The organism is Pseudomonas sp. LBUM1646, from assembly GCF_059716165.1.
Genome location: NZ_CP166810.1, coordinates 5,114,037 through 5,137,709 on the forward strand (window position 1 = coordinate 5,114,037; position 23,673 = coordinate 5,137,709).

Below are 23,673 nucleotides of genomic sequence, written 5' to 3' on the forward strand. Positions count from 1 at the left end.
TTCCCCAGTGCGTTCACGGAACCACAAAAAAACCCGCACAGATGCGGGTCTTTTCCTACAAAGAAAATGCCGGATTCAGAACGCCGTGACCCCACCATCCACCGCCAGCGAATGCCCGGTGGTGAACGCTGCACCGTCACTGCACAGGTACAACACCGCACTGGCGATTTCCTCGACCTTGCCGATGCGTCCGACCGGGTGCATGGCATTGGCGAACTCGCCCTTCTTCGGGTCGGCCTCATAGGCACGACGGAACATGTCGGTGTCGATCACCGCCGGGCACACCGCATTCACGCGGATCTTTTTCTTCGCGTATTCGATAGCCGCCGATTTGGTCAGGCCGATCACCGCGTGCTTGGAGGCAGCGTAGATGCTCATCTTCGGTGCCGCGCCAAGGCCGGCCACCGATGCGGTGTTGACGATCGCACCACCGCCCTGGGCCAGCAGCAATGGCAACTGATACTTCATACACAGCCAGACGCCTTTGACGTTGACGCCCATGATCGCGTCGAACTCGTCAATCGTGCCGTCAGCGAGTTTGCCTTTTTCGATCTCGATGCCGGCGTTGTTGAAGGCATAGTCGAGACGGCCGTAGGTATTGATAACCTCGTCCATCAGATGTTTTACCTCGCTTTCCACGGTGACGTTGCAACGCACGAAGGTCGCGTCGCCACCCGCCGTGCGAATCAGCGCTACCGTGCCCTCGCCCCCCGCAGTGTCCAGATCGGCGACCACCACCTTCAACCCTTCGGCTGCAAAGGCCTGGGCGGTGGCGCGGCCAATGCCATTGGCTGCACCGGTCACAACAGCTACCTGGCCGGAAAACGTCATGCTCATTGTTATGTCCTCGAAGAGAAGATGGCGGGGATCGCGTGCTCGCAGTCTAGCCACGGGGCCTTGCGCACGGCAGCACTATCAGAAGGCCGGTTGAGCGCCCATGAGTCACAGTGATAGAACCGTCCAACCAACTATCACTGCACTTGATCGGTCTGCATTCGCCGCATCAGCCAACCTTGCGGCATCTGCCCTGAAGGTCTATCAACAAGGCTTCATTCATCTTGAGTGCCAGTCATGACTACCCAGACCAATCGCCAATTCCTGCTCGCCAAACGTCCGGTGGGCGCGGCGACCCGCGAAACGTTCACCTTTCAAGAAGTACCGGTCGGCGAACCGGCGGCGGGTCAGATCCTGGTCAAGAACGAATACCTGTCCCTGGACCCGGCCATGCGTGGCTGGATGAACGAGGGCAAGTCCTACATCCCACCGGTCGGCATCGGCGAGGTCATGCGCGCACTGGGCGTAGGCAAAGTCGTGGCGTCGAACACCCCTGGGTTTGCGGTCGGCGACTACGTCAACGGCGCCTTGGGCGTGCAGGACTATTTCCTCGGCGAGCCACGCGGTTTCTATAAGGTTGATCCGAAACTGGCGCCACTGCCGCGCTACTTATCCGCGCTGGGCATGACCGGGATGACCGCTTACTTCGCCCTGCTCGACGTCGGCGCACCGAAGGCCGGCGACACCGTGGTGTTGTCGGGCGCGGCTGGCGCGGTGGGCAGCATTGCTGGGCAGATTGCCAAGATCAAAGGCTGCCGCGTCATCGGCATCGCTGGCGGCGCCGACAAGTGCAAGTTCCTGATCGATGAATTGGGTTTTGATGGGGTCATCGACTACAAGAACGAAGATGTCGTCGCCGGGCTGAAACGCGAATGTCCGAAGGGCGTGGACGTGTATTTCGATAACGTCGGCGGCGATATCCTCGACGCGGTGTTGAGTCGCCTGGCCCTGAAGGCGCGCGTGGTGATTTGTGGCGCGATCAGTCAGTACAACAACAAGGAAGCGGTCAAAGGACCGGCCAACTACCTGTCGCTGCTGGTCAACCGCGCACGGATGGAAGGCTTTGTGGTGATGGACTACGCCGCGCAATTCGCGGCGGCCGGGCAGGAAATGGCCGGCTGGATGGCCAAGGGGCAGCTGCAGAGCCGAGAAGATATCGTCGAAGGACTGGAGACGTTCCCGGAAACGCTGATGAAGCTGTTCAGCGGCGAGAATTTCGGGAAGTTGGTGTTGAAGGTTTAAAGCGGTAGATCAAAAGATCGCAACCTTCGGCAGCGCCTACAGGGGATCGCGTTTCCCTGTAGGCGCTGGCGCAGCCTGCGATCTCTTTACGCCAGCTCAGCCACCACAGCCGTCAACGCCTTGGCCGGATCCGCCGCCTGGCTGATCGGGCGGCCGATCACCAGATAGTCGGAGCCGGCATCCAGTGCCTGACGCGGGGTCAGGATACGGCGCTGGTCGTCCTGGGCGCTGCCCGCCGGACGAATCCCCGGGGTCACCAATTGCAGCGACGGGTGCGCCGCTTTCAGGGCCTGGGCTTCCAGGGCCGAACACACCAGACCGTCCATCCCGGCTTTTTCCGCCAGCGCAGCCAGGCGCAGCACTTGCTCCTGCGGCTCGATGTCCAGGCCGATACCTGCCAGATCTTCACGCTCCATGCTGGTCAGCACGGTCACGCCGATCAACAGCGGCTTGGGGCCGGTGCGCTGGTCGAGCACTTCACGGCACGCCGCCATCATGCGCAGACCGCCGGAGCAGTGCACGTTGACCATCCACACGCCCATTTCCGCCGCAGCCTTGACGGCCATGGCGGTGGTGTTCGGGATGTCGTGGAATTTGAGGTCCAGGAACACTTCGAAACCCTTGTCACGCAAAGTGCCGACGATTTCCGAGGCGCAGCTGGTAAACAGCTCCTTGCCGACTTTGACCCGGCACAGTTTCGGGTCCAACTGGTCGGCCAGCTTCAGTGCGGCGTCACGGGTGGGGAAATCCAGGGCGACGATGATAGGAGTCTGGCAGACGGACATGTGCGGGCTCTCAGGCAGGACGAAATCGGCGCGCATTGTAGCGGAACCAGCGCCGCTGCGGGACCCGATGATCGGTAAATCGTCCCGCAGACTCTGGCAAGCCTAGCTTGTGGGCCAATTGTGTCGAGCCCGATACACACAAGACACGTCCCCAACAAAGGCCGACGCTACCCTCGGCAGCCGCAACACGTCCTTACAGCACTTCCCGCCTTCGGGCCGGACGCCTATGCTGAAGCCACAACCTCGCAGCCCATCTTTGTGGTTGGCAGCCTACCTGGCAGATGAACGCACGCATGCACAACACCCCTGCACCTGTGAACGACGATCAAAAAGCGCCCGGCGACGACAAACGCTGGAGCATTCGCGCCCTGATCGTCGACGATGACGTCCCGATCCGCGAATTGATGATCGACTACCTGGCCCGGTTCAATATCCACGCCAGCGGCGTCACCGATGGCGCGGCGATGCGCTTGGCGCTGCAAGCGGAACATTTTGACGTGGTGGTGCTCGACCTGATGCTGCCCGGCGAAGACGGCTTGTCCCTGTGCCGCTGGCTGCGTGCCGAATCGGACATCCCGATCCTGATGCTCACCGCGCGCTGCGAACCCACCGACCGCATCATCGGCCTGGAACTGGGCGCCGACGATTACATGGCCAAGCCGTTCGAGCCCCGGGAACTGGTGGCGCGGATTCAGACGATTCTGCGGCGGGTGCGCGACGATCGCACTGAACAGCGTGCGAACATTCGCTTCGACAACTGGCGCCTGAACAGCGTGCTGCGTCAGTTGATCGCCGCCGACGGCCTGGTGGTGCCGCTGTCCAACGCGGAGTTCCGCTTGCTCTGGGTGTTTATCGAACGTCCGCGCCGGGTGCTCAGCCGCGAACAATTGCTCGATGCCGCCCGTGGTCGCTCGATCGAAGCCTTTGATCGCAGCATCGACTTGCTGGTGTCGCGCTTGCGCCAGAAACTCGGCGATGACCCGAAAAACCCACAGCTGATCAAGACCGTTCGCGGTGAGGGTTACCTGTTCGACGCCAGGGACATCGGCTAATGCGTGCGCGCTTCGATACGCTGTTTGGCCGCCTGTTTGGTGTGCTGCTGATCGCGATTATCCTGGCGCACCTGTTGGCGTTTTTCTGGTTTCGCCATTACGGCCCGCCTCCACCTCCACCGCCGCCCGGGTTCTCCGAGGACTTCGACGGGCGACGTCCACCGATGGACCCGCGCTTCGAAAAACGCCCGCCTCGGCCATGGTTCGGCGGGCCGTTGGTGCCACTGACCTTTCAGTTTGTTTCGCTGATCATCGCCGCTTGGTACGGCGCCAAACTGCTGAGCCGGCCGATCCAGCGCCTGAGCGATGCCGCCGAGCGCTTGAGCGAAAACCTCGACAGCCCGCCGCTGGATGAGTCCGGCCCACGGGAAGCGCGGCAGGCGGCCCACACTTTTAACAAGATGCAGCGGCGGATTATCGAACAAGTGCAGCAACGCTCGCGGATGCTCGGGGCGGTGTCCCACGACCTGCGCACGCCGCTGTCGCGCCTCAAGCTGCGCCTGGAACAAATCGACGACGACAAACTGCAAGGCCAGATGCGTCAGGATCTGGACGACATGATCCACATGCTCGATGCCACGCTCACCTACCTGCACGAACATCGCACCAGTGAAGCCCCGCAATGGATGGACGTGCAGGCGCTGGTGGAATCCCTGAGCGAAAACGCCCAGGACCAAGGGGCCGACGTCCAAGCCAGTGGGCATTGCGCGCCGCTGCAAGTCCAGCCGATGGCCTTGCGCTCGTGCGTCAACAACCTGATCGACAATGCACTGCGTTATGCCGGGGAAGCCCTGATTACCCTTGAGGACAGCCGCGAGCAGTTGGTGATCAGGGTGATTGATCACGGCCCGGGGATTGCCGCGGACAAACGCGAAGCAGTGTTCGAGCCCTTTTATCGGCTGGAGGGATCACGCAATCGCAACTCCGGTGGCGTCGGCCTCGGCATGACCATCGCCCGGGAAGCGGCGGAACGTCTGGGCGGGCAATTGAGCCTGGAAGAAACCCCCGGTGGTGGCTTGACCGCTGTCATCAACCTGCCCCGCACCTGAAGCTCCACAGCGGATCCTGGTTTAGCCTGCCGACTCTGTGTACCAACCGGTACAAACGCCACATACCCACGACAACTTACCCCTTGAGGCTGCATAAGCCGGTGCACTCACCGGTTTTCCGTACAAAGGAGTGAGCCCAATGATCGGTAGCGTCAGCAGCAACTACACGAGCTATACCAGCACCAGCACCAGCACCAGCAGCACGTCGGCCAACAGCCCCCGCGCTCAACAGTTCCAGAAAGAACTGTTCGCCAAGCTCGACAGCAACAGCGACGGCTCGGTGGATCAGGATGAACTCAAGAGCGCCCTGTCGCAGAAGTCCGACAACGGCATATTGGTCAGCCTGAGCAAGAACTTCGCCGACCTGGACAGTGACGACAGCGGCAGCCTCAGCAGTGAAGAAATGGCCGCGATGGCGCCACCGCCACCGCCGCCACAGGATCAGGCGCCGAACACTGACCTGGCCGACGCGCTCCTCGGCGCCCTGGACGCCGACGGCGATGGCAACCTCAGCAGCGATGAACTGAGCAATGGTTTGACCAGTGCCGGCAGCAGTGCCGACAGCGCGCAAATCTTCTCGGCCCTGGATAAAAACCAGGACGGCACCGTCAGCAAGGACGAACTCGCCGCCAGCCTTAGCCCGCCGCCACCGCCGCCGCAACAGGCGTCCAGCGACGAGTTGTTCAGCCAGCTCGACACTGATAGCGATGGCAGCATCACGGCCACTGAACTGAGCAGCGCGTTACAGGCCAGTAACAGCAGCTCATCGACTTCAACGTCGACGTCGACTTCCACCGACACCAGCGCCGCGTTGCTGAAGATACTCGACAGCGACAGCAGCGGTGGCGTCAGCAGCGACGAACTCAAAGCCGCCCTGCAGGCAGGTCGCGAGAAAAACAGCGACAGCTCCACTGTTCAGTCGAACGTCAGCGAAGCCATTAACAAAATGATCGCCAACCTGACCAAGCAATATTCGCTCGATAACGTGGCAAGCACGGGTAAGTACTTGAACGTCTCGACCTAAGGCAAAAGCTTCGCGGGCAAGCCTCGCGCCTACAGGATTTCTGTTATGTCGCGATAATGCGAACGACGCATGACCTGTAGGAGCGAGGCTTGCCCGCGAAGAGGCCATCACAGACACAAAAAAGCCCACTGACCTTCACAGGTTCAGTGGGCTTTTTGATTGCCTGAAACAGATCGGTCGGCTGTCAGGACGTTATCGCGAGCAAGCTTTGCTCCTACAGAGCAAGATCAGCGGCGATCCTCGACGCGAGCCTGACTCTTGCTCCAGTCAGTCAACAAGCTATACGCCACCGCCAACAACGTCGGCCCGATAAACAACCCGATAAACCCAAACGCAATCAACCCGCCAAACACCCCCAGCAGCACAATCACCAACGGCAAATTCCCACCGCGGCTGATCAGGTATGGCTTCAGCACGTTGTCCACGCCGCTGATGATGAACGTGCCCCAAATACCGAGGAACACCGCCATCCCGTATTCGCCCTTCCACGCCAGCCAGGCCGTAGCCGGAATCCAGATCAGCGGCGGGCCCATCGGGATCAGGCTCAACATGAACGTCACGATCCCCAGCACCAATGCCCCAGGAACCCCGGCAATCAGGAACCCGATCAACGCCAGCACTGCCTGGGCTGCCGCCGTGCCGATCACCCCGTTCACTACCCGTTGCACCGTCCCGGCGACCAATTCGATGTAATACCCGGCGCGGTCACCGATCAGTCGTGACAGCAAGCTATGGACAAACGCCGCCAGGCGCGGCCCGTCACGGTAGAAAAAGAACACAAAGACAATGCTCAACGTCAGTTCGAGTATGCCGCCGCCAATCTGCGCACTGCGCGCCAGCAACCAGTTGCCGACCTGACCGAGGTAAGGCTTGATCGCCAGCATCATCGCCGCGCCCTGCTCGTCGATGCTGTTCCAGATCCCCACCAGCCGCTCACCGATCAAGGGAATGCTGCCCAGCCAGGCCGGTGCTTCCGGCAGCCCGTCGACCTGCACATCCTTGATGAACACCGTGGCATCGCGCACGTGATCCGCCAGGTTGAACCCCAGCCACACCAATGGCACCGCCACCAGCAACATCCAGCCCAGGGTCAGCAAGGCGGCCGCCAGGGATTCACGGCCGTTGAGCCAACGGGTCAGCAAGCGCATCAGCGGCCAACTGGCAAACGCCAGCACCGCCCCCCAGAACAGCGCCGACCAGAACGGCGCCATCACCCAGAAGCTCGCGCCAAACAGCACCAGGAGCAGAATCTGCACCAACAGCCGATCGTTATTGATCATCGAAATCTCGAAAAAGTCAGTCAGCAGAAGAGTAGGCGAACGCGCGGAACGCGTTCGCCTGATGCAGCTTATCGCAACAGTTCGAAGTGCAGGCCAGAGCCGTCGACGCTACCGGTTTCCATGCGCGCTGCACGTACGCCCTGGGCGATCAGCGATTGGCGCCAGGCTTCGGCCTTGGCCCCGGAAACACTGACCCGCAGCGTGGTGTCCAGGTTCAATCCCCGAGAGATCAAGCGCAGCCAGGTGTCGTCGGGATCGGCACTGAGTTTCGGGAAGTCGAGTTCGCCGGTGCTTTTGAGCTGGCGAAGCAAGGTCGCCGAAGTCGGCAGCAAATCCCCCAGCGGCGCTGCCGATTCGAACTGTTCGACGTGCAGGTAGGCTTTGCGATTGCCACGGGTGATGCTGTAGAGCGCCACCAGCGAATTGTCCTTGGGCGCCGCCAGACGCAGCAGCAAGTACGCCTGTTGCTCGTCAGCGCCATAGAGCTTGGAGTTGCCGAAGACATCATTGGCCCACAGGCTGCTTTCGCCGCAATCACGGGCCTGGCACCAGAACAGCAGTTCGGCGCCCTGCTTCTGCAAGGCTTCGCGCGCGGCGGTAAATGCTTCGGTGGAGGAGTGCTCTGGTGGCAATTCGTAGGTCACCGAGGTGGTTTGCCCTCGGGCGCTGACCTGGCCGTCGAAGCGCAACTGGCCGCTGATCTTGCGGATCGAGCCCAGCGGATAGATCCGCTCAAGTTCTACCGGTGGGCGATAGTCGACAATCTGCGCATCGGCCAGTCGCGGCACGATCGGCAGGTCCTGGCTGCCCGGAACATCGGCAGCAAACAATAAAGGGCTGAAACAACACAACGCCAACAGGCTGAGTGAACGCTTAGGCAGGCTCATCGGATTAGCATGGCCTGGGCGACCGTGAGGCCATTCGGGGTCGCAGCGGTGTAGAGATCGATCATGGTTGTCTCCCTTTTCAACCCGCCCAGCCTCGACAGTTGCCCGGCGCAAGTCAAGGAACGGCGAAGAACCGATTGAAACAGTCTGCGACAAGGTCGGCGCCGGCCTCATCATTCAGGTGCAAATGATGGCCGCCAGGCAGCTGTTCACGGCTAAAGGGTAGACGTTCCAGTAACTCGGGATGTTTGGCCAGCATGCCGTCAGCCGCAACCACCAGCAGCGTAGGACAAGTGATTCGCTCTACGAAGGCCATCGCCTGTTCTTGTGTCAGCCGCAGCGGTGATGGCAGCGTCAGGCGGCTATCGGTGCGCCAGGTGTAGCCTCCCGGCACTGGCATCAGGCCTCGTTGCGCCAACAACTCGGCGGCTTCGCGACTGACTGCCACCAGGCCTTTCATGCGCGCTTCGATAGCCCGGTCGAGGGTGGTGTAGACCGGTTTGCGCTTCTCCCGCAGATCCAGTTGCGCTTGCAGGGCCATGCCCATGCGTTCGGCAGCATTTTCACCTTTGTCTGTAGGAGGAATGACGCCATCGATCAAGGCCAGATGGGTGACACGCTCCGGCATCGACCCGGCGACGATCAACGAAGCAATCGCGCCCATGGAGTGCCCCAGCAGCGCAAACCGCTTGAGTCCAAGTTGTTCGGCGACTTGCAGCACGTCATGGGCGTAATCCCACATCGCGTAACCGGCGCCGACCGGACGATGCCCTGAATGGCCATGGCCAGCCATGTCCAGCGCAATAACCCGCAAGCCTTTGAGCTTGGGTGCCAACCGGGCAAAGCTGTTGGCGTTGTCCAGCCAACCGTGCAAAGCGATCACCGGCAAGCCATCCTCGGGACCCGACAGGTGCGCCGCCAGCTCAATGTGCGGCAGGCTCAGGCGGACTTCTTCGACCACGCTGCTCATGCGCAATCCTGCTGGCGGCGACCTTCCCAGCGGCTGAACAGGTTTTTCAGCAGCGTGGCGGTGTCTTGCGGACGTTCGAGCGGAAACATGTGGCCGCCGGGCATGGTCAGTGACTCGCCCAGCGGCATACGCCCGACGGAGCTGGCGTGGTGACGCATGACCACGCGGCTGTTATTCCCGCGCACCACCGCCAGCGGTACTTTCAGTTGTCGTGCGCGGCCGGGGCTGGTGTGGGGCACGCCGCGGTAGATGCTGATTTCCGTGGCCGGATCGAAACGCAGGCGCAGCTTGTCGCCGACCTTGTGCAAACCGTGTTGCAAGTAGGCATCGAAGCATTCCGGGTCGAAACCGCGAAACAGGGTTTTACCGGCGAAATAGCGGCGGGCGCTGTCCAGATCGGCGAACTCTTCACGCCGGCCCAAAGTGCGACCGGCCGGCGTCAGGCGATCGATGAAACCGAAACGCTTGGCGGCGAGAATCACCCATTGATCGGCGCGGGTCAGTACTGGCGAATCGAGCATTACCACCCCGCGATACAACTCGGGGCAACGCAGCGCCGCATGCAGGTGCAACACACCGCCAAAGGAATGGCCGACGCCCCAGACCGGTTCCGGTTGTTGTTTCAGGTGATGGATCAGTTCGTCCACCAGGTTGCGCCAGTTGTCATCGGCTGGGAAACGCGGGTCGTGGGCGTGCTGCTCCAGATGCGTCACCTGATATTCAGGCGCCAACGCCGCGAACAACTTGCCGTAGGTCCCCGAAGGAAAGCCATTGGCGTGGGCGAAAAAGATCTGCTGCGACATACCGGTCAATCCATGGGCGAGAAACGTGGGGTTGATTGTCCGTAAGACCGTGGACTACAGCAATGACCGTAACTGACAGGAATGATGACAGTCCGGCCATGGCTATGCTTGAGATCCTTGTAGTAGCTGGCGAAGCCTGCGTCCGGCTGCGAAGCAATCGTAAAACCTGAATACGCGGTACATCAGACACACCGAGCAGTCTGGATTGGCGACTGCTTCGCAGCCGGACGCAGGCTTCGCCAACTGCTACATGATGGAGTCACGTTAACGGGCCGGCGGATTCTCCCCCAACGGCACCACCGCCATGGTCAACCGCGACACACAACTGGCCTTGCCTTCATCACTGGTCAACCGAATATCCCAAACATGCGTGGTGCGGCCGATATGGATCGCCTTGGCCACCGCCGTCACCCGCCCACTGCGCAAGCCGCGCAAATGGTTGGCGTTGATTTCCAGGCCCACGCAGTAAAACTTGCTGGCATCGATGCACAGGTAACTGGCCATCGAACCGACGGTTTCAGCCAGCACCACTGAGGCGCCGCCGTGCAGCAGGCCGTAAGGCTGGTGCGTACGATGGTCGATGACCATGCTCGCGCTCAGGGACTCGTCGTCGAAGGCTTCAAAGCGGATATCCAGCACTTCGCCGATGGTGTTTTTCTGGATGGCATTCAATTGTTCAATGTTGGGAGCGGTACGCCACAGACTCATCGCTGACTTCCTTTATTGAGATTGTTCGTCGCTCAATCCTGCCACAGCACCGCCTCGCTGCGCTCGCTCCATTCTTCGAAACGGGCACCGTACGCGGCTTCGATCACGTTGCGCTTGATCTTCAGGGTCGGGGTCAGGAAGCCGTTTTCCACCGCCCAACTGTCCTTGACCACCACCAGCAGGCGCAAGCGCTCATGTTTGTCGAGGGCGCCGTTGACCTCTTCCAGAAGTTTTTCCAGGCTGGAATGCAAGGCGTTGCGAGCCGAACTGGCAGCATCCTGCAAACCCACTGCCGAGAGCACGCACAACCCCAGCGGCGCACTCAGACCATCACCGACCACACAAACCTGTTCGATCCGCGAATGCACCGCCAACCGATTCTCGATCGGCGCCGGGGCCACGTATTTGCCTTTGCTGGTCTTGAAGATTTCCTTCAGGCGCCCGGTCAGGCGCAGGTTGCCCTCGGCATCTTGCTCGCCCTTGTCCCCGGTGCGCAGGAAACCGTCCTCGGTGAGGGTGTCGGCGGTTTTCTCCGGTTCCTTGAAATACCCGAGCATGGTCGCGCCGCTGCGCACCATGACCTCCCCCGTCTCGGCGATCCGCACTTCGACCTCGGGGCAGGGCTTGCCGATCCAGCCCGGTTTGTCATCGCCTGGCCGGCCGATGTGCGAGTAACCGCAGCTTTCGGTCATGCCATACACCTCCAGCACGTCCAGCCCGAGTTTGCGGTACCACAGCAACAAGGTCTGCGGCACCGGCGCGGCACCGGACAACGCAATGCGCAGCGCATCCAGCCCCAGCCCGACGAGGACTTTGTGCCCTACCCGCTTGCCGATGATCGGCAGGCCGAGCAGGAAGTCGAGGCGCTTTGCCGGGATCTTGCTGTACACGCCCATCTGAAATTTGGTCCAGATTCGCGGCACGCCGAACATTGCGGTCGGCCGCGCGCGCTGTAGATCGGTGAGGAAGGTATCGAGGCTCTCGGCAAAGAACACGGTTTGCCCGGTGTAGATCGAAGCGAGTTCAACGAACATCCGCTCGGCGACGTGGCACAGCGGCAGGTAGGACAGCAGCCGATCCGACTCGTTAAGGCCGAACAGCTGCGTGCCACGGGTGGTGGCGAAGCCGAGGTTGCCGAAGCTGTGCATCACGCCTTTGGGCAGGCCGGTGGTGCCGGAGGTGTAGATGATGGTCGCTAACTGCTCGGCGGCGGGTTTCGGGTCGTCCTGGATCGGTGAGCTTTTTTGCAGATCGTCCCAGCTGAAATTGAAGGTGCCGGGCGGATGCAACGGCAGGCTGATGGTTGGCAGGTCGGGGCTGACTCCGCGCGACATGCCGGGCCAGTCATCGAGTTTGCCGATGAACGCCAGCGCGGCTTCCGAGTGTTCCAGCACCTGGGCCACGGATTCGGCGGTGAGGTTGGGGTACAGCGGCACCGAGACATGCCCGGCCATCCAGATCGCCAGGTCGGCGATGATCCAGTGGGCGCAGTTTTTCGAGATCAGGGCGATGTGACTGCCTTGGGGCAGTTCCCGGGCACGCAACCAATGAGCGGCGCAGCGGGCTTGATGGCCGACATCGGCCCAGGTCAGCGTCTCGACCTGGCCACCGCCCAGCGGCTGGACCAGAAAGCGCTGGCGGGGATGACGGGCTTCACGCTCGTAGAACACGTCCAGCGGCAAACGAAAGGCAGCAGACATGCGACTTGCTCCTGTTTTTTTGGTCTGGAGCAAGCGTAGTCAACCAAGCAAGTGCTTGGTTAATTATTTGGAGCAAAGCAAGATCAAAAAAGATCGCAGCCTTCGGCAGCTCCTTGGGATTGTGTAAACCCTGTAAGAGCTGCCGAAGGCTGCGATCTTTTGCTTTTAAGGGTGTTTGATGCCTTTGAGCTTCATCGCCCCAGCCAGCGGCAAGTCGCCTTCCAGCTCGGCCAGACCGGCGGTTTTCACCGCTTCCGGATCTTGCACATGACCGTGCTGCAGGTAGCCCAGCAGGTTGCCCACCAGCGGGTTGTGGCTGACCAGCAGTGCGTGATCGACAGACACCAACTGCTCGGCCACCGCTTGTGGACGGTTGTCGGGGGTCAGCCACTCGACGGTGCGAATCTCGGGAGCGAACCCCAGCGCTTCACGGACCAGCTGTGCGGTCTCCTGCGCGCGCAGGTAAGGGCTGGCGTAAATGGCCGTAATCGGCCGGCCGATCAACTCGGCAGCCGTGCGCAGCACTTCTTCACGACCATGGGCCGTCAATGCCCGTTCGGAATCTGGACGCGTGCCGTGTGGCTCGGCTTCACCATGACGCAATACCCAGAGTTTCATAGCTTAGGCTCCTCATCTCGGGCCGGATGCGGCGCAGGCGCTACAACGTGCGGCGCTTCACCTTCCGGTGTACGCGGCGTCGGCCAATCGGCGAACGGCCAGGGCTTCTGGTCGCTGTGAAACGTGCCGAAACGGCCGATCTGCGCCAGGAACTGGCTCAGGCTGTCGCCGAAGTTCATCAGGCTGGCGCTCGGGGCGCCATAGATCAAACGATAGATCAACTGCACCAGCACCACCGCACCGAGGATGAATTGCGCCACTTGCCAAACCAGCAAGAACACGATCATCCACAACACTCGCAGCAGAATGGATTCGTACTTGGCTTCTGTTTTCGGATCGTTCATGTCTCGCTTCCTGTCCGTAGATAAAGGAATCAGTTGAAACCGCTGGTGGAGATAAAGTCGACGTCGGTCTTCGGCTCGGCGCGCATTAACAGTTCGATCACCTGCTCAAGCGTGCGCCCTTCAAACAAAATCGCGTGCAGCCCGGCGACCAGCGGCATGTACACCCCCGCTTCCTGGGATTTGGCCTTGAGCACTTTCAGCGTGTTCACGCCTTCGGCGACTTCACCCAGGCGCGTCACCGCGTCTTCCAGGCTCAGGCCCTGGCCGAGGGCGAACCCGACCTGGTAGTTGCGGCTTTTCGGCGACGAGCAAGTGACGATCAAATCGCCCACGCCGGCCAGTCCGAGGAACGTCATCGGGTTGGCGCCCTGATTCACCGCAAAGCGGGTCATTTCCGCCAATGCCCGGGTAATCAACATGCTCTTGGTGTTTTCGCCCATGCCCAGCGCCACGGCCATGCCCGCGATGATCGCGTAGACATTTTTCAACGCGCCGCCCAACTCCACGCCGAAACGGTCGGCGCTGGCGTACACGCGAAAGGTGCGCCCGTGCAGTGCTTCCTGCACTCGCACGCAGAGTTCTTCGTCTTCACTGGCGACCACCGTCGCAGTCAGCGCATGTTCGGCGATTTCACGGGCCAGGTTCGGCCCGGACAGCACGCCAATGCGCGCTTGCGGGGCGATCTCTTCGAGAATCTCGCTCATCAGCTTGAACGTGTGGGCTTCGATGCCTTTGGTCAAGCTGACCAGCAGTTTGCCAGTCAAGCGTTCGGCGTAAGGCACCAGTACCGAGCGCAGCGCGCTGGACGGCAGCGCGACGAAACACAGGTCGCAGGCTTCCAGGGTGGCCGGCAGGTCGGTGACGGCCGTAACGCCGGGCAGGATCTTGATACCTTTGAGGTAACGCGGGTTTTCGCGATTGACCCGGATGGCCTCGGCCTGTTCGGGGTCACGCATCCACTGCAGGACCTGATGCCCGTTTTCGGCCAGCAGATTTGCCACGGCGGTACCAAAACTTCCGCCTCCCAGGACCGCAATTGGGCGCTGTTCAGTCATATGCAATCCGTTAATCCATACCAGTGGCGATGTCGGCATTATACGGAGCGGCCCAGTGGCGGCCAGCCCCCGCGTCAATTACCGACACTTGTAGGAAGAAGACCAACAAAACCGAGGAAAATGCCCGCAACGTGACTGGAAAAGTCGCCGACCTCGGTTAACATGCGCGCCACTTAACCGCTACCAAGGCTGTGTCGTGTCTTTTGGTCCCTCCTCACCTCGCTCGTCGCTGGTTCTGGCGCTGATCTTCAGCCCGGTTTTGCTGGCCGACGACCTGTTCCTCGACAGCGAACCGCTGCCGCAAGTGCTGACGGCCACACGCTTGAAACAGTCGCCGGCCGCCGTGCCGGGGAGCATGACGGTGATCGACAGCGAATTGATCAACGCCAGCGGCGCCCGGGACATCAGCGAACTGCTGCGTCTGGTGCCCGGGATGATGGTCGGCGATATCAACGGCAATCAGGCCGCAGTGAACTACCACGGCACCAATGCCAGCGAAGCCCGGCGCATGCAGGTGTTGATCGATGGCCGCTCGGTGTACCGCGCCGGCCTGGCCACGGTGGACTGGAGCGATATTCCGGTGGCCATGGAAGACATCGAGCGCATCGAAGTCTTTCGCGGCCCGAACACCGTCAGTTATGGCGCCAATGCGCTGATGGCGGTGGTCAACATCATCACGCGCAACCCGGCGGACAGCCACGGCACGCGGCTCAAAGTCACCCGCGGCCAGCGCGGCATCAATGATTTCTACGCCAGCCAGGGCACCGGTTGGGACGGTGGCGATTTGCGCCTGTCGCTCTCCGGTCAGCAAGACGATGGCTTCGACTCAGACCGTACCGGTGCCGATTACCGTGACAGTCGGCGCTTGAACCGTTTCAACCTCGCTGTCAGCCAGACGCTTAACGAGAACCAAAGCATCGACTGGCAATTGAATGCCAAGGACGGGTCCAACCAGCGGCCCTACACCTACCGCCCTGTGTTCTCCGGGATTACTGCCGCCGGGAACAATTCCGACGTGATCGCCAAGGATTACGCCGGCTCGTTGCGCTGGAACCTCGACATCAATCCCGAGCACAGCCTGTATATCCAGGGTTCGGCGCAACACTGGGACCGCCAGCAAACCTGGCGTGCCTGCGATGCCGAAGTATCGTTCAGCCCGCAGCTGACCGACCTGTGGCAACTCAACCCGAATTACGCCGAACGCCTGGCGCGCAACATGGAGCGCTACACCGGCCCCGGCGCACCGGCCGGCACCCCGGCCGAACAGGCGCTGGGCAATCAGGTACTGGACCAATGGAAAAACGGCGCCCGGCAAACCCTCTGTGGCGACATCGACCAGAGCGCCCGGGAATCGCGCTACGACCTCGAACTGCAAGACACCCTGAGCCTGTCCGATAGTCTGCGACTGGTCAGCGGCATGAACTATCGTTACGACCGGGCAGACTCCGAGACCTACTTCAATGGCACGCTCGACGACACCACTTGGCGCACGTTTGGCCAGCTCGAGTGGCGCGCCAGTGAACACTGGTTGCTCCAGGGCGGTGCCATGTTCGAAGACACGCAATTGACCGGCAGTTCGCTGACCCCGCGAGTGGCGGTCAATTACCTGATCAACCCGCGCCATGGCTTGCGTGCGGTGTACTCCGAAGCAATCCGCTCGCCGGACATGTTCGAGAACAACGTGAACTGGAGCTATCAGGTGACCAACCTGCGGCCCAGCGCCTATGGCCAGTCCAGCGCCCGCTACTTCGTCAAGACCCGCGGCCCCGGCGACCTCGATAAAGAACGCATGCGCTCCCGGGAACTGGGTTACAACGGTTTCTTCGCCGAGCTCGGGCTGGCGGTGGATGTGAAGCTGTTCTACGACGAAATCACCGGCATGATCAGCGAGCCGCTGCGCAACAACCAGTACATCGCCAGCAACAGCAACAACTCACGCTTCGCCGGGACCGAAACCCAACTGGACTGGCGCGTCAGTAATGCCGATCGCCTGCGCCTGACTTATGCCTACGTCGATGCCAAGGCCAGCAACCCGCTGGACCAGCAGCAGACTGCGCGCAACAGCGGCTCTGCCGGTTGGCTGCGCAATTGGGGTCGGGGTTGGAACAGCGCGCTCTTCTACTATGGGGACGATGCCCTCAACGGCTACCGCTTCGAACGGCTCGATACGCGCATCGCCAAACGCATCGGCCTGGGCAAGGCCAACCTGGAACTGGCCGGCGTGCTGCAACAACGCCTCGACAATCAGCCCACCACCTTCGTCGACAACAATTACGACGAACGCCGAGTGCTCTACTTCAGCGCGGAGCTGGAGTTTTAGATGCAACCGCAGTCACGGAAGACGCCAACCCTTGGCCACCTGCTGGCCGTGGTGTGCCTGATGCTCAGTGGGCTGTTTTGCAGCCTGTCGGCCAGTGCCATGGAGATTCTGCTGACCGGCGCCGAAGACAGTCCCGGCGTGCAATCTTTCACCCAGGCCCTGAGCGAGCTGCGCCCCACGGACAGCGTGCGTTTCCAGCCGCTGGCCAGCCTGCCGGCGCCAGGTAAATTGCCCAGTGGCACGCGCTTGATCCTGCTTGACCTGCCGAGCCTCGACTGGCGTCTGCAAGACAGCCAAGGGCCGGCGACGCTGGTGCTGCGCATCAGCCGCCTGCAAGCGCGGCAACGCCTGAACAATGTGCTGCCAACCCACCTGAGCCTGTTGTGGAGCGATCCGCCCTTGGAGCGGCAATTGCGCCTGACCCGACTGGTCCTGCCGCAGGTTCGCCGCATCGGCGTGCTGTATGACCGGCACAGCGAATTCCTCTTGAAAGAACTGCGCCAGGCCGCCCTGCCCCTAGGCCTGGAAATCGTCACCGAACGCTGGGACAACACCAACGACAGTCGCCCGTTACTGACGCTGCTGAAAAACAGCGACGTGCTGCTAGGGCTCGACGACCCCGACCTGTACAACCCGAAAACCGCGAAAAACCTGCTGCTCAGCAGCTACGGACGACAGATGGCGCTGATTGGCCCCAACGCCGGCTTCGTCAAGGCCGGCAGCCTGGCCAGCAGCTACAGCGACCAGAGCGACTGGCTGGCGATTCTCGACGAACTGCTCGACCGGCCACCGGCCAGTTGGCCACGCACGCTCTACCCCAAGCACTTCAAAGTGTTAAGCAATCCGCAAGTGGCTCGTTCATTAGGTATCGAACAGATGAATGAAGCATCTGTCGCAACACAATTGGCTGAAGGAGAAAGCCGCCCATGACCTTCCGACGCCGTTGGGACATCAATACCCGGACCCAGATCATCAGCCTCGGCCCTGCCCTGCTGCTGACCTTGCTGCTGATCAGTTTCTTCACGTTCGTGCGGATCCAGGACTTGCGCCAGGAGCTCAACCACACCGGTCAACTGATCGCCAACCAACTGGCACCGGCCACCGAGTACGGGGTGATCTCCGGCAACAATGACGTGCTGGAAAGTCTGCTCAAGGCCACGCTGGCCACGCCCAACGTGCGCTTTCTGGAAGTGCAGGACAGCGCCAACCGGATTCTGGTGTACGTCGAGCAACCGTCGGAATCCCACAACCGCTCGCAACAGGTCGAAGTGTTCCAGGCGCCGGTGCGGCTGCAACGGATCGCGCTGAACAATGACTTCTTCCAGAACACGCGGACCTCGGTCAGTGCGCCGAGCGAGGATTACCTGGGACGGGTGATCGTCGGCCTGTCCAACGACGCCTTCAGCCAGCGCCAGCAAGAGATCCTGTTCAAGGCCGGGATCCTCGCGTTGTTCGCCCTGCTGTTTACGTTCCTGCTGGCCCGGCGTCTGGCGGGCAGCTTGTCGCAACCGATCCGCGACATCGGCAACGCAGTCAAGGCGATTCAGAAAGGCGACTACACCACGCCGCTGCCGATCGTCGATGACACCGAGCTGGGGGCTTTGTCGCAACACATCAACAACCTCGCCGAGGGGCTCGAAAAAGCCAGCCGCGAACAGCAGCAAGCGATGTCGCAGTTGATCCAGACCCGCGAGGAAGCGGAAAAGGCCAACAACGCCAAATCCGACTTTCTGGCGATGATGAGCCACGAACTGCGCACGCCGATGAATGGCGTGCTGGGCATGCTGCAATTGCTGGAAACCACAGACATGACCGAGGAACAGGTCGAATACGCGGCGCTGGCCTCGGAGTCCACCGAACACTTGCTCAAGGTCATCAACGACATCCTCGACTTCTCGCGCATCGAGCGTTCGGAACTGGAACTGGAGCACATTCCGTTCAACCTCGCGGACCTGATCGGCAGCTGCGCCCAGTCCTTCCAGCACAGCGCAGTGCAACGCAAACTCGACCTTGAGCTGCTGATCCCCGACGACATGCGCGCCTTGCAGGTTCAGGGCGATCCGACGCGGATCCGGCAGATTCTGGTCAACCTGATCGGCAACGCGCTGAAGTTCACCGAACAGGGCCGCGTGACCATCGAACCGCAATGGCAATCTTTGGATCACGAACTGCTGTGGTTCACCTGCACCGTGCGCGACAGTGGCATCGGAATTTCCCCCGAAAGACTGGAATTGATGTTCAACGCGTTCCAGCAGGCCGACAGTTCCATTTCAAGACGTTACGGCGGCACCGGGCTCGGTTTGCCGATCGCCCGCACCCTGGCCGAGCGCATGGGCGGTACGTTGCGTGCCCAGAGTGAAGAAGGTCGCGGTTCGGTGTTCACCCTGGAAATCCCCCTCGCCCTTTATAAGCAGGCGTTGCCGGAACTGGCGTCACCGCGGGTGCCGACCGGCAATGGAAACGGCGAAGGGCGCAATGTGCTGCTGGTGGAGGACAATCCGGTCAACCAGACGGTCATCGAAGCCATGTTGCGCAGCCTGGGCTTTACGGTCAGCGTCGCCAGCGATGGCGCGCAGGCGGTGCGCAGTGCCGAGAGTCTGATTTTCGAGGCGATTCTGATGGACTGCCGGCTGCCAATCCTCGACGGCTATGAAGCGACCCGACAGATTCGCCAATTACCCGGCTGCCTGGACTTGCCAATCATCGCCCTGACGGCCAACGCTTTGCAGGGTGACCGCGAAGCTTGCCTCGCGGCGGGCATGAACGATTACCTGGCCAAGCCCTTCAAACGGACTGATCTGCAGCAAATTCTGCAGCGTTGGGTGCAGTAGTACTGTCCTTTCGGCTATCTGCGACTGGCGTGAAAGGCGAAAGTGCGGCAGTCTTAGGCACCCGAACAGGCCCGAAAAGGGGCTTGAATAATAATTTCAGTGCACAAGTGTACATTCATGTCCTTGGTGCTGTGACTTTCACCACAACGCAATAGTCTATGAGTAGGCTGTCGACTCGAGGCATGAACGCTTCGATCGGCCGGGAAGATTTGCCCCACCCTGCCGCACGGGACTATTGAGGAGCTCGCATGACCAAACAAAACGCCTTTACTCGGGAAGACCTGCTGCGCTGCAGTCGCGGTGAGCTGTTCGGCCCAGGTAACGCGCAACTGCCCGCCCCGAACATGCTGATGGTGGATCGCATCACCCATATCAGCGAAGAAGGTGGCAAGTACGGCAAAGGTGAATTGGTCGCCGAGCTGGATATCACTCCAGACCTGTGGTTCTTCGCCTGTCACTTCGAAGGTGATCCGGTGATGCCGGGCTGCCTGGGCCTCGATGCCATGTGGCAACTGGTCGGCTTCTTCCTCGGCTGGCAAGGCCTGCCGGGCCGCGGTCGCGCACTGGGTTCGGGCGAAGTGAAGTTCTTTGGTCAGGTCCTGCCGACTGCCAAGAAAGTTACGTATAACATTCAGATCAAGCGTGTCCTCAAAGGCAAGCTGAACCTCGCTATCGCCGATGGTTCGGTCAGTGTCGACGGCCGCGAAATCTACACCGCCGAAGGCCTCCGGGTCGGCGTGTTCACCTCCACTGAAAACTTCTAAGGGTTATCCGCATGCGCCGCGTCGTTATCACTGGTCTGGGCATCGTTTCGTGCCTGGGCAATGACAAAGAGACCGTCTCCGCTAACCTGCGTGCAAGTCGCCCGGGCATCCGGTTCAACCCGGAATATGCCGAAATGGGTCTGCGTAGCCAGGTTTCCGGCTCCATTGACCTGCCACTCGAAGAGCTGATCGATCGCAAGATCTATCGCTTCGTCGGCCACGCGGCGGCTTACGCCTACCTGGCCATGAAAGACGCCATCACTGACTCCGGTCTGACCGATGAGCAAGTCTCCAACCCGCGTACCGGCCTGATCGCCGGTTCCGGTGGCGCCTCCACGCTGAACCAGATGGAAGCGCTGGACATCCTGCGCGAGAAAGGCGTGAAGCGCGTTGGCCCATACCGCGTAACGCGGACCATGAGCAGCACCGTTTCCGCTTGCCTGGCCACGCCGTTCAAGATCAAGGGCCTGAACTACTCCATCGCTTCTGCCTGCGCCACCAGTGCTCACTGCATCGGTACCGCCATGGAACAGATCCAGATGGGCAAGCAGGACATCGTGTTCGCCGGCGGCGGTGAAGAAGAACATTGGAGCCAGTCGTTCCTGTTCGACGCCATGGGCGCACTGTCCAGCAAGCGCAACGACACCCCGGAAAAAGCCTCCCGCGCCTACGACGCTGACCGTGACGGTTTCGTCATCGCCGGCGGTGGCGGCATGGTCGTGGTCGAAGAGCTGGAACACGCTCTGGCCCGCGGCGCGAAGATCTACGCGGAAATCGTTGGCTACGGCGCGACGTCCGACGGCTATGACATGGTCGCTCCAAGCGGCGAAGGCGCCATCCGCTGCATGCAGATGGCCATGTCCACCGTCGACACCCCGATCGACTACCTGAACACCCACGGCACCTCGACTCCGGTCGGCGACGTCGCGGAAATGAAAGGTGTGCGTGAAGTGTTCGGCGCCAACGCTCCGGCCATCAGCTCCACCAAGAGCCTGTCGGGTCACTCCCTGGGCGCCGCCGGCGTTCACGAAGCGATCTACTGCATGCTGATGATGGAAGGCAACTTCATGGCGGGTTCCGCCAACATCGACGAACTGGACCCGGAAGTGGCAGATATGCCGATCCTGACCAAGACGCGCGAAGACGCCACCATCAACACTGTGATGAGCAACAGCTTCGGCTTCGGTGGCACCAACGCCACGCTGGTACTGAAGCGCTGGGCCGGCAAGTAATACCCCGCCGCCTCGCATCACACAAAAAACGCCCCGACTGGTTCGGGGCGTTTTTTTGTGCCTGATAAAACACCTTCGCTGCAATGCCTTTGTAGCAGCTGCCGAGGCACGAGGCTGCGTTCGGCTGCGGAGCAGTCGTGAATCAACCGACGCGTTTCTTCAGGAAGACCGCGCGCTCAGGTTTTACGACTGCTTCGCAGCCGAACGCAGCCTCGTGCCTCGGCAGTTGCTACAAGCTGAACGCAGGCTTCGCCAGCTGCTACACGTTGTGTGCAGGCATTGCATTGGTAGCGTTTTGTTCATCGCGAACATGAAACTTTTGTCATTTAACTCAGCTACCTGCGACCGAATGTCGCGTGTTTAGCGGGCTGCGGGACTTTTGCAGTTTTCGCAATTATTCGTTGCCGAACGAAAGCATTTACTTAGCAACCTAACAAAACATATAACAGAGGCCTGCACACGCCTTGGTGCAGGTAACTGAGATTGGAGCTAGCAGATGACTGTAAAAGTAACTGAACGCGACGATTCACATAAATCCCATGAAGGCATCGCCGCCGGTATCCGTATCTGGGATGTACATCAACAAGACATGCTGGTCGGCATGTTCCATTCCGAGACCGATGCGCATAACTACAAGTCTGAACTGGAAATACTGGAGCAGCAGCGCGAAGCGCGTTCCGCATAAGCAACTACAGCATTGAAAACGACAAACCCCGCCATGAGCGGGGTTTGTCGTTGTAGCAGACCCTAAAGGCTTACCACATCAGGTCATCAGGAATCTGATAGGCCGCGTACGGATCGTCCTCGGCCGCGACTTCTTCGGTCTTGACGTTCAGCTGCACGATCCGCTGCGGATCGCGCTCCTGGATCTTCAGGGCCGCCTCACGCGGGATCACTTCGTAACCGCCGGCGTGGTGCACGATCGCCAGGAAGCCGTTGCTGAGCTGGTTGCGCATCAGCGGGTTGACCGAGAGGCGCTTGACCTTCTTGTCATCGACGAAGTTGTAGTAGTCCTCGGTGGTCAGCTTCGGCAGGCGCGACACTTCGATCAACTGCTTGACCTGAGCCGCGCGAGCCTTGGCCTCAACCTTCTCCTGCTGCAGACGGTTCAGTTCCTGATCGCGCTTGACCTTCTCGGCCAACGCTTCCTGAGCCAGGCGCTGTTGGGTATCGTCCTGTTCGATCTGGCCTTTATGGACCAGGCGTTGCTGCTTCTGCTTGTCTTTGCCGACCTGTTTGGCCTGCTTTTGGTTGACCAGCCCTGCTTTGAGCAACTGGTCGCGAAGGGAAATGCTCATGGTGCTTATTTCTCACTTAGGCAACTGCTCAACCGCAGCTGGGCAAATTCTTTTCCTGACGTTTGGCTTCGCCCCACAGGGCGTCCAACTCTTCGAGGGTGCAATCTTCTATGGGACGGTGGGTGTCGCGCAATGCCTGTTCGATAAATCGGAAGCGTCTTTCGAATTTGCTGTTGGCGCCACGCAAGGCAGTTTCCGGATCGACCTTCAGATGCCGCGCCAGATTGACCACCGAAAACAGCAGGTCACCCACCTCGTCGGCAATCGCTGCCGAGTCGTTGTCGGCCATGGCCTCGAGCACCTCATCGAGTTCTTCGCGGACCTTGTCCAGCACTGGCAGCGCATCCGGCCAGTCGAAACCGACCTGCCCGGCGCGCTTCTGCAACTTGGCCGAACGGGACAGCGCCGGCAGCGCTGCGGGCACGTCATCGAGCAAGGACAGTTGTTCTGGCGCGGCAGATTTCTCGGCACGCTCTTCGGCCTTGATCTCTTCCCAACGCTGTTTGACCTGTTCTTCATTCAAACGCGGGACGTCCAGCGGCGCGTACAGATCGCCAGTGGGGAACACGTGGGGATGACGACGAATCAGCTTGCGGGTGATGCTGTCGACAACCCCGGCGAACTCGAAACGTCCTTCTTCCCGAGCCAGTTGGCTGTAATAAACCACCTGGAACAGCAAATCGCCCAACTCGCCCTGCAAGTGATCGAAGTCACCGCGCTCGATGGCATCAGCGACTTCGTAGGCTTCTTCCAGGGTATGCGGGACGATGGTCGCGTAGGTTTGCTTGATGTCCCACGGGCAGCCGAACTGCGGATCGCGCAAGCGGTTCATCAGGTGCAATAAATCTTCGAGTGAATACATCAATCAATCTCTGCA

The 23,673-nt window shown here is 60.8% G+C and carries 23 protein-coding genes; 10 read left to right on the forward strand and 13 right to left on the reverse strand.

The window, feature by feature from the left end; translation table 11 throughout:
- Positions 1-75: 75 nt before the first annotated feature.
- Positions 76-837, reverse strand: a complete 762-nt coding sequence (locus ACA071_RS23260) for an SDR family oxidoreductase (protein ID WP_497641303.1) — start codon at positions 835-837, stop codon at positions 76-78.
- Positions 838-1,071: 234 nt separating this feature from the next.
- Between ACA071_RS23260 and ACA071_RS23265 the strand changes: the two genes are divergently transcribed.
- Positions 1,072-2,076, forward strand: coding sequence for an NADP-dependent oxidoreductase (locus ACA071_RS23265; RefSeq protein WP_497641304.1), 1,005 nt, complete (start codon positions 1,072-1,074; stop codon positions 2,074-2,076).
- Positions 2,077-2,162: 86 nt separating this feature from the next.
- Here ACA071_RS23265 and pyrF read toward each other — a convergent pair whose 3' ends face one another.
- Positions 2,163-2,861 carry an orotidine-5'-phosphate decarboxylase gene (pyrF, locus tag ACA071_RS23270; protein ID WP_497641305.1) on the reverse strand — a complete coding sequence of 233 codons (699 nt, stop codon included), beginning with the start codon at positions 2,859-2,861 and terminating at the stop codon, positions 2,163-2,165.
- A gap of 293 nt (positions 2,862-3,154) precedes the next feature.
- Between pyrF and ACA071_RS23275 the strand changes: the two genes are divergently transcribed.
- The 3 genes from ACA071_RS23275 (at position 3,155) to xopAW (ending at position 5,986) form a co-directional block, all read left to right on the forward strand.
- On the forward strand, positions 3,155-3,913 hold the full coding sequence (locus tag ACA071_RS23275) for a response regulator (RefSeq protein WP_054054921.1): 759 nt from the start codon (positions 3,155-3,157) through the stop codon (positions 3,911-3,913).
- Positions 3,913-4,962, forward strand: coding sequence for a sensor histidine kinase (locus ACA071_RS23280; RefSeq protein ID WP_497641306.1), 1,050 nt, complete (start codon positions 3,913-3,915; stop codon positions 4,960-4,962). Before ACA071_RS23275 ends, ACA071_RS23280 begins: the two co-directional genes overlap by 1 nt.
- Before the next feature lie 139 nt (positions 4,963-5,101).
- The gene (gene xopAW, locus ACA071_RS23285; RefSeq protein ID WP_497641307.1) at positions 5,102-5,986 is read left to right on the forward strand and encodes a XopAW family type III secretion system calcium-binding effector; all 885 of its coding nucleotides are present in this window, start codon (positions 5,102-5,104) and stop codon (positions 5,984-5,986) included.
- A gap of 227 nt (positions 5,987-6,213) precedes the next feature.
- On the opposite strand, the gene ACA071_RS23290 is transcribed toward xopAW, so the two are convergent.
- The 9 genes from ACA071_RS23290 to ACA071_RS23330 form a co-directional block, all read right to left on the reverse strand.
- Positions 6,214-7,266 (reverse strand): AI-2E family transporter, encoded by a 1,053-nt coding sequence (locus ACA071_RS23290; RefSeq protein ID WP_497641308.1) that lies wholly within the window; start codon positions 7,264-7,266, stop codon positions 6,214-6,216.
- A gap of 68 nt (positions 7,267-7,334) precedes the next feature.
- Entirely contained in the window at positions 7,335-8,153 is an 819-nt protein-coding gene (locus ACA071_RS23295; protein WP_497641309.1) for a DUF4892 domain-containing protein, read from the reverse strand.
- 115 nt (positions 8,154-8,268) lie between these two features.
- Positions 8,269-9,123, reverse strand: coding sequence for an alpha/beta hydrolase (locus ACA071_RS23300; protein ID WP_497641310.1), 855 nt, complete (start codon positions 9,121-9,123; stop codon positions 8,269-8,271).
- Positions 9,120-9,926: an alpha/beta fold hydrolase gene (locus tag ACA071_RS23305; RefSeq protein ID WP_497641311.1), complete on the reverse strand. Its 807-nt coding sequence runs from the start codon at positions 9,924-9,926 to the stop codon at positions 9,120-9,122. The genes ACA071_RS23300 and ACA071_RS23305 overlap by 4 nt, the downstream gene beginning before the upstream one ends.
- Positions 9,927-10,190: 264 nt before the next feature.
- Complete coding sequence (locus tag ACA071_RS23310; protein WP_497641312.1) at positions 10,191-10,634, reverse strand: hotdog fold thioesterase; 444 nt, start codon at positions 10,632-10,634, stop codon at positions 10,191-10,193.
- Between the two features lie 32 nt (positions 10,635-10,666).
- The gene (locus ACA071_RS23315) at positions 10,667-12,334 is read right to left on the reverse strand and encodes an AMP-binding protein (protein WP_497641313.1); all 1,668 of its coding nucleotides are present in this window, start codon (positions 12,332-12,334) and stop codon (positions 10,667-10,669) included.
- A 165-nt stretch (positions 12,335-12,499) separates the two neighbouring features.
- Entirely contained in the window at positions 12,500-12,952 is a 453-nt protein-coding gene (gene sixA, locus ACA071_RS23320) for a phosphohistidine phosphatase SixA (RefSeq protein WP_497641314.1), read from the reverse strand.
- On the reverse strand, positions 12,949-13,296 hold the full coding sequence (locus tag ACA071_RS23325) for a DUF4389 domain-containing protein (protein WP_123510001.1): 348 nt from the start codon (positions 13,294-13,296) through the stop codon (positions 12,949-12,951). The genes sixA and ACA071_RS23325 overlap by 4 nt, the downstream gene beginning before the upstream one ends.
- Before the next feature lie 29 nt (positions 13,297-13,325).
- Complete coding sequence (locus ACA071_RS23330; RefSeq protein ID WP_497641315.1) at positions 13,326-14,351, reverse strand: NAD(P)H-dependent glycerol-3-phosphate dehydrogenase; 1,026 nt, start codon at positions 14,349-14,351, stop codon at positions 13,326-13,328.
- 196 nt (positions 14,352-14,547) lie between these two features.
- Between ACA071_RS23330 and ACA071_RS23335 the strand changes: the two genes are divergently transcribed.
- From ACA071_RS23335 to ACA071_RS23360, 6 genes are all read left to right on the forward strand, one after another.
- A complete protein-coding gene (locus ACA071_RS23335; protein WP_497641316.1) occupies positions 14,548-16,671 on the forward strand; it encodes a TonB-dependent receptor plug domain-containing protein in 2,124 nt (707 codons plus the stop codon).
- Positions 16,672-17,601, forward strand: coding sequence for an ABC transporter substrate-binding protein (locus tag ACA071_RS23340; protein WP_497641317.1), 930 nt, complete (start codon positions 16,672-16,674; stop codon positions 17,599-17,601).
- A complete protein-coding gene (locus ACA071_RS23345) occupies positions 17,598-19,502 on the forward strand; it encodes an ATP-binding protein (protein WP_497641318.1) in 1,905 nt (634 codons plus the stop codon). Before ACA071_RS23340 ends, ACA071_RS23345 begins: the two co-directional genes overlap by 4 nt.
- Positions 19,503-19,750: 248 nt before the next feature.
- Positions 19,751-20,266: a 3-hydroxyacyl-[acyl-carrier-protein] dehydratase FabA gene (gene fabA / locus ACA071_RS23350; RefSeq protein ID WP_042560484.1), complete on the forward strand. Its 516-nt coding sequence runs from the start codon at positions 19,751-19,753 to the stop codon at positions 20,264-20,266.
- An 11-nt stretch (positions 20,267-20,277) separates the two neighbouring features.
- Entirely contained in the window at positions 20,278-21,498 is a 1,221-nt protein-coding gene (gene fabB / locus ACA071_RS23355; RefSeq protein ID WP_497641319.1) for a beta-ketoacyl-ACP synthase I, read from the forward strand.
- Positions 21,499-21,994: 496 nt separating this feature from the next.
- Entirely contained in the window at positions 21,995-22,183 is a 189-nt protein-coding gene (locus tag ACA071_RS23360; protein WP_497641320.1) for a hypothetical protein, read from the forward strand.
- Positions 22,184-22,253: 70 nt separating this feature from the next.
- On the opposite strand, the gene ACA071_RS23365 is transcribed toward ACA071_RS23360, so the two are convergent.
- Positions 22,254-22,796: a DUF2058 domain-containing protein gene (locus ACA071_RS23365; RefSeq protein ID WP_497641321.1), complete on the reverse strand. Its 543-nt coding sequence runs from the start codon at positions 22,794-22,796 to the stop codon at positions 22,254-22,256.
- Between the two features lie 28 nt (positions 22,797-22,824).
- A complete protein-coding gene (mazG, locus tag ACA071_RS23370; protein WP_497641322.1) occupies positions 22,825-23,658 on the reverse strand; it encodes a nucleoside triphosphate pyrophosphohydrolase in 834 nt (277 codons plus the stop codon).
- Between the last annotated feature and the right edge of the window lie 15 nt (positions 23,659-23,673).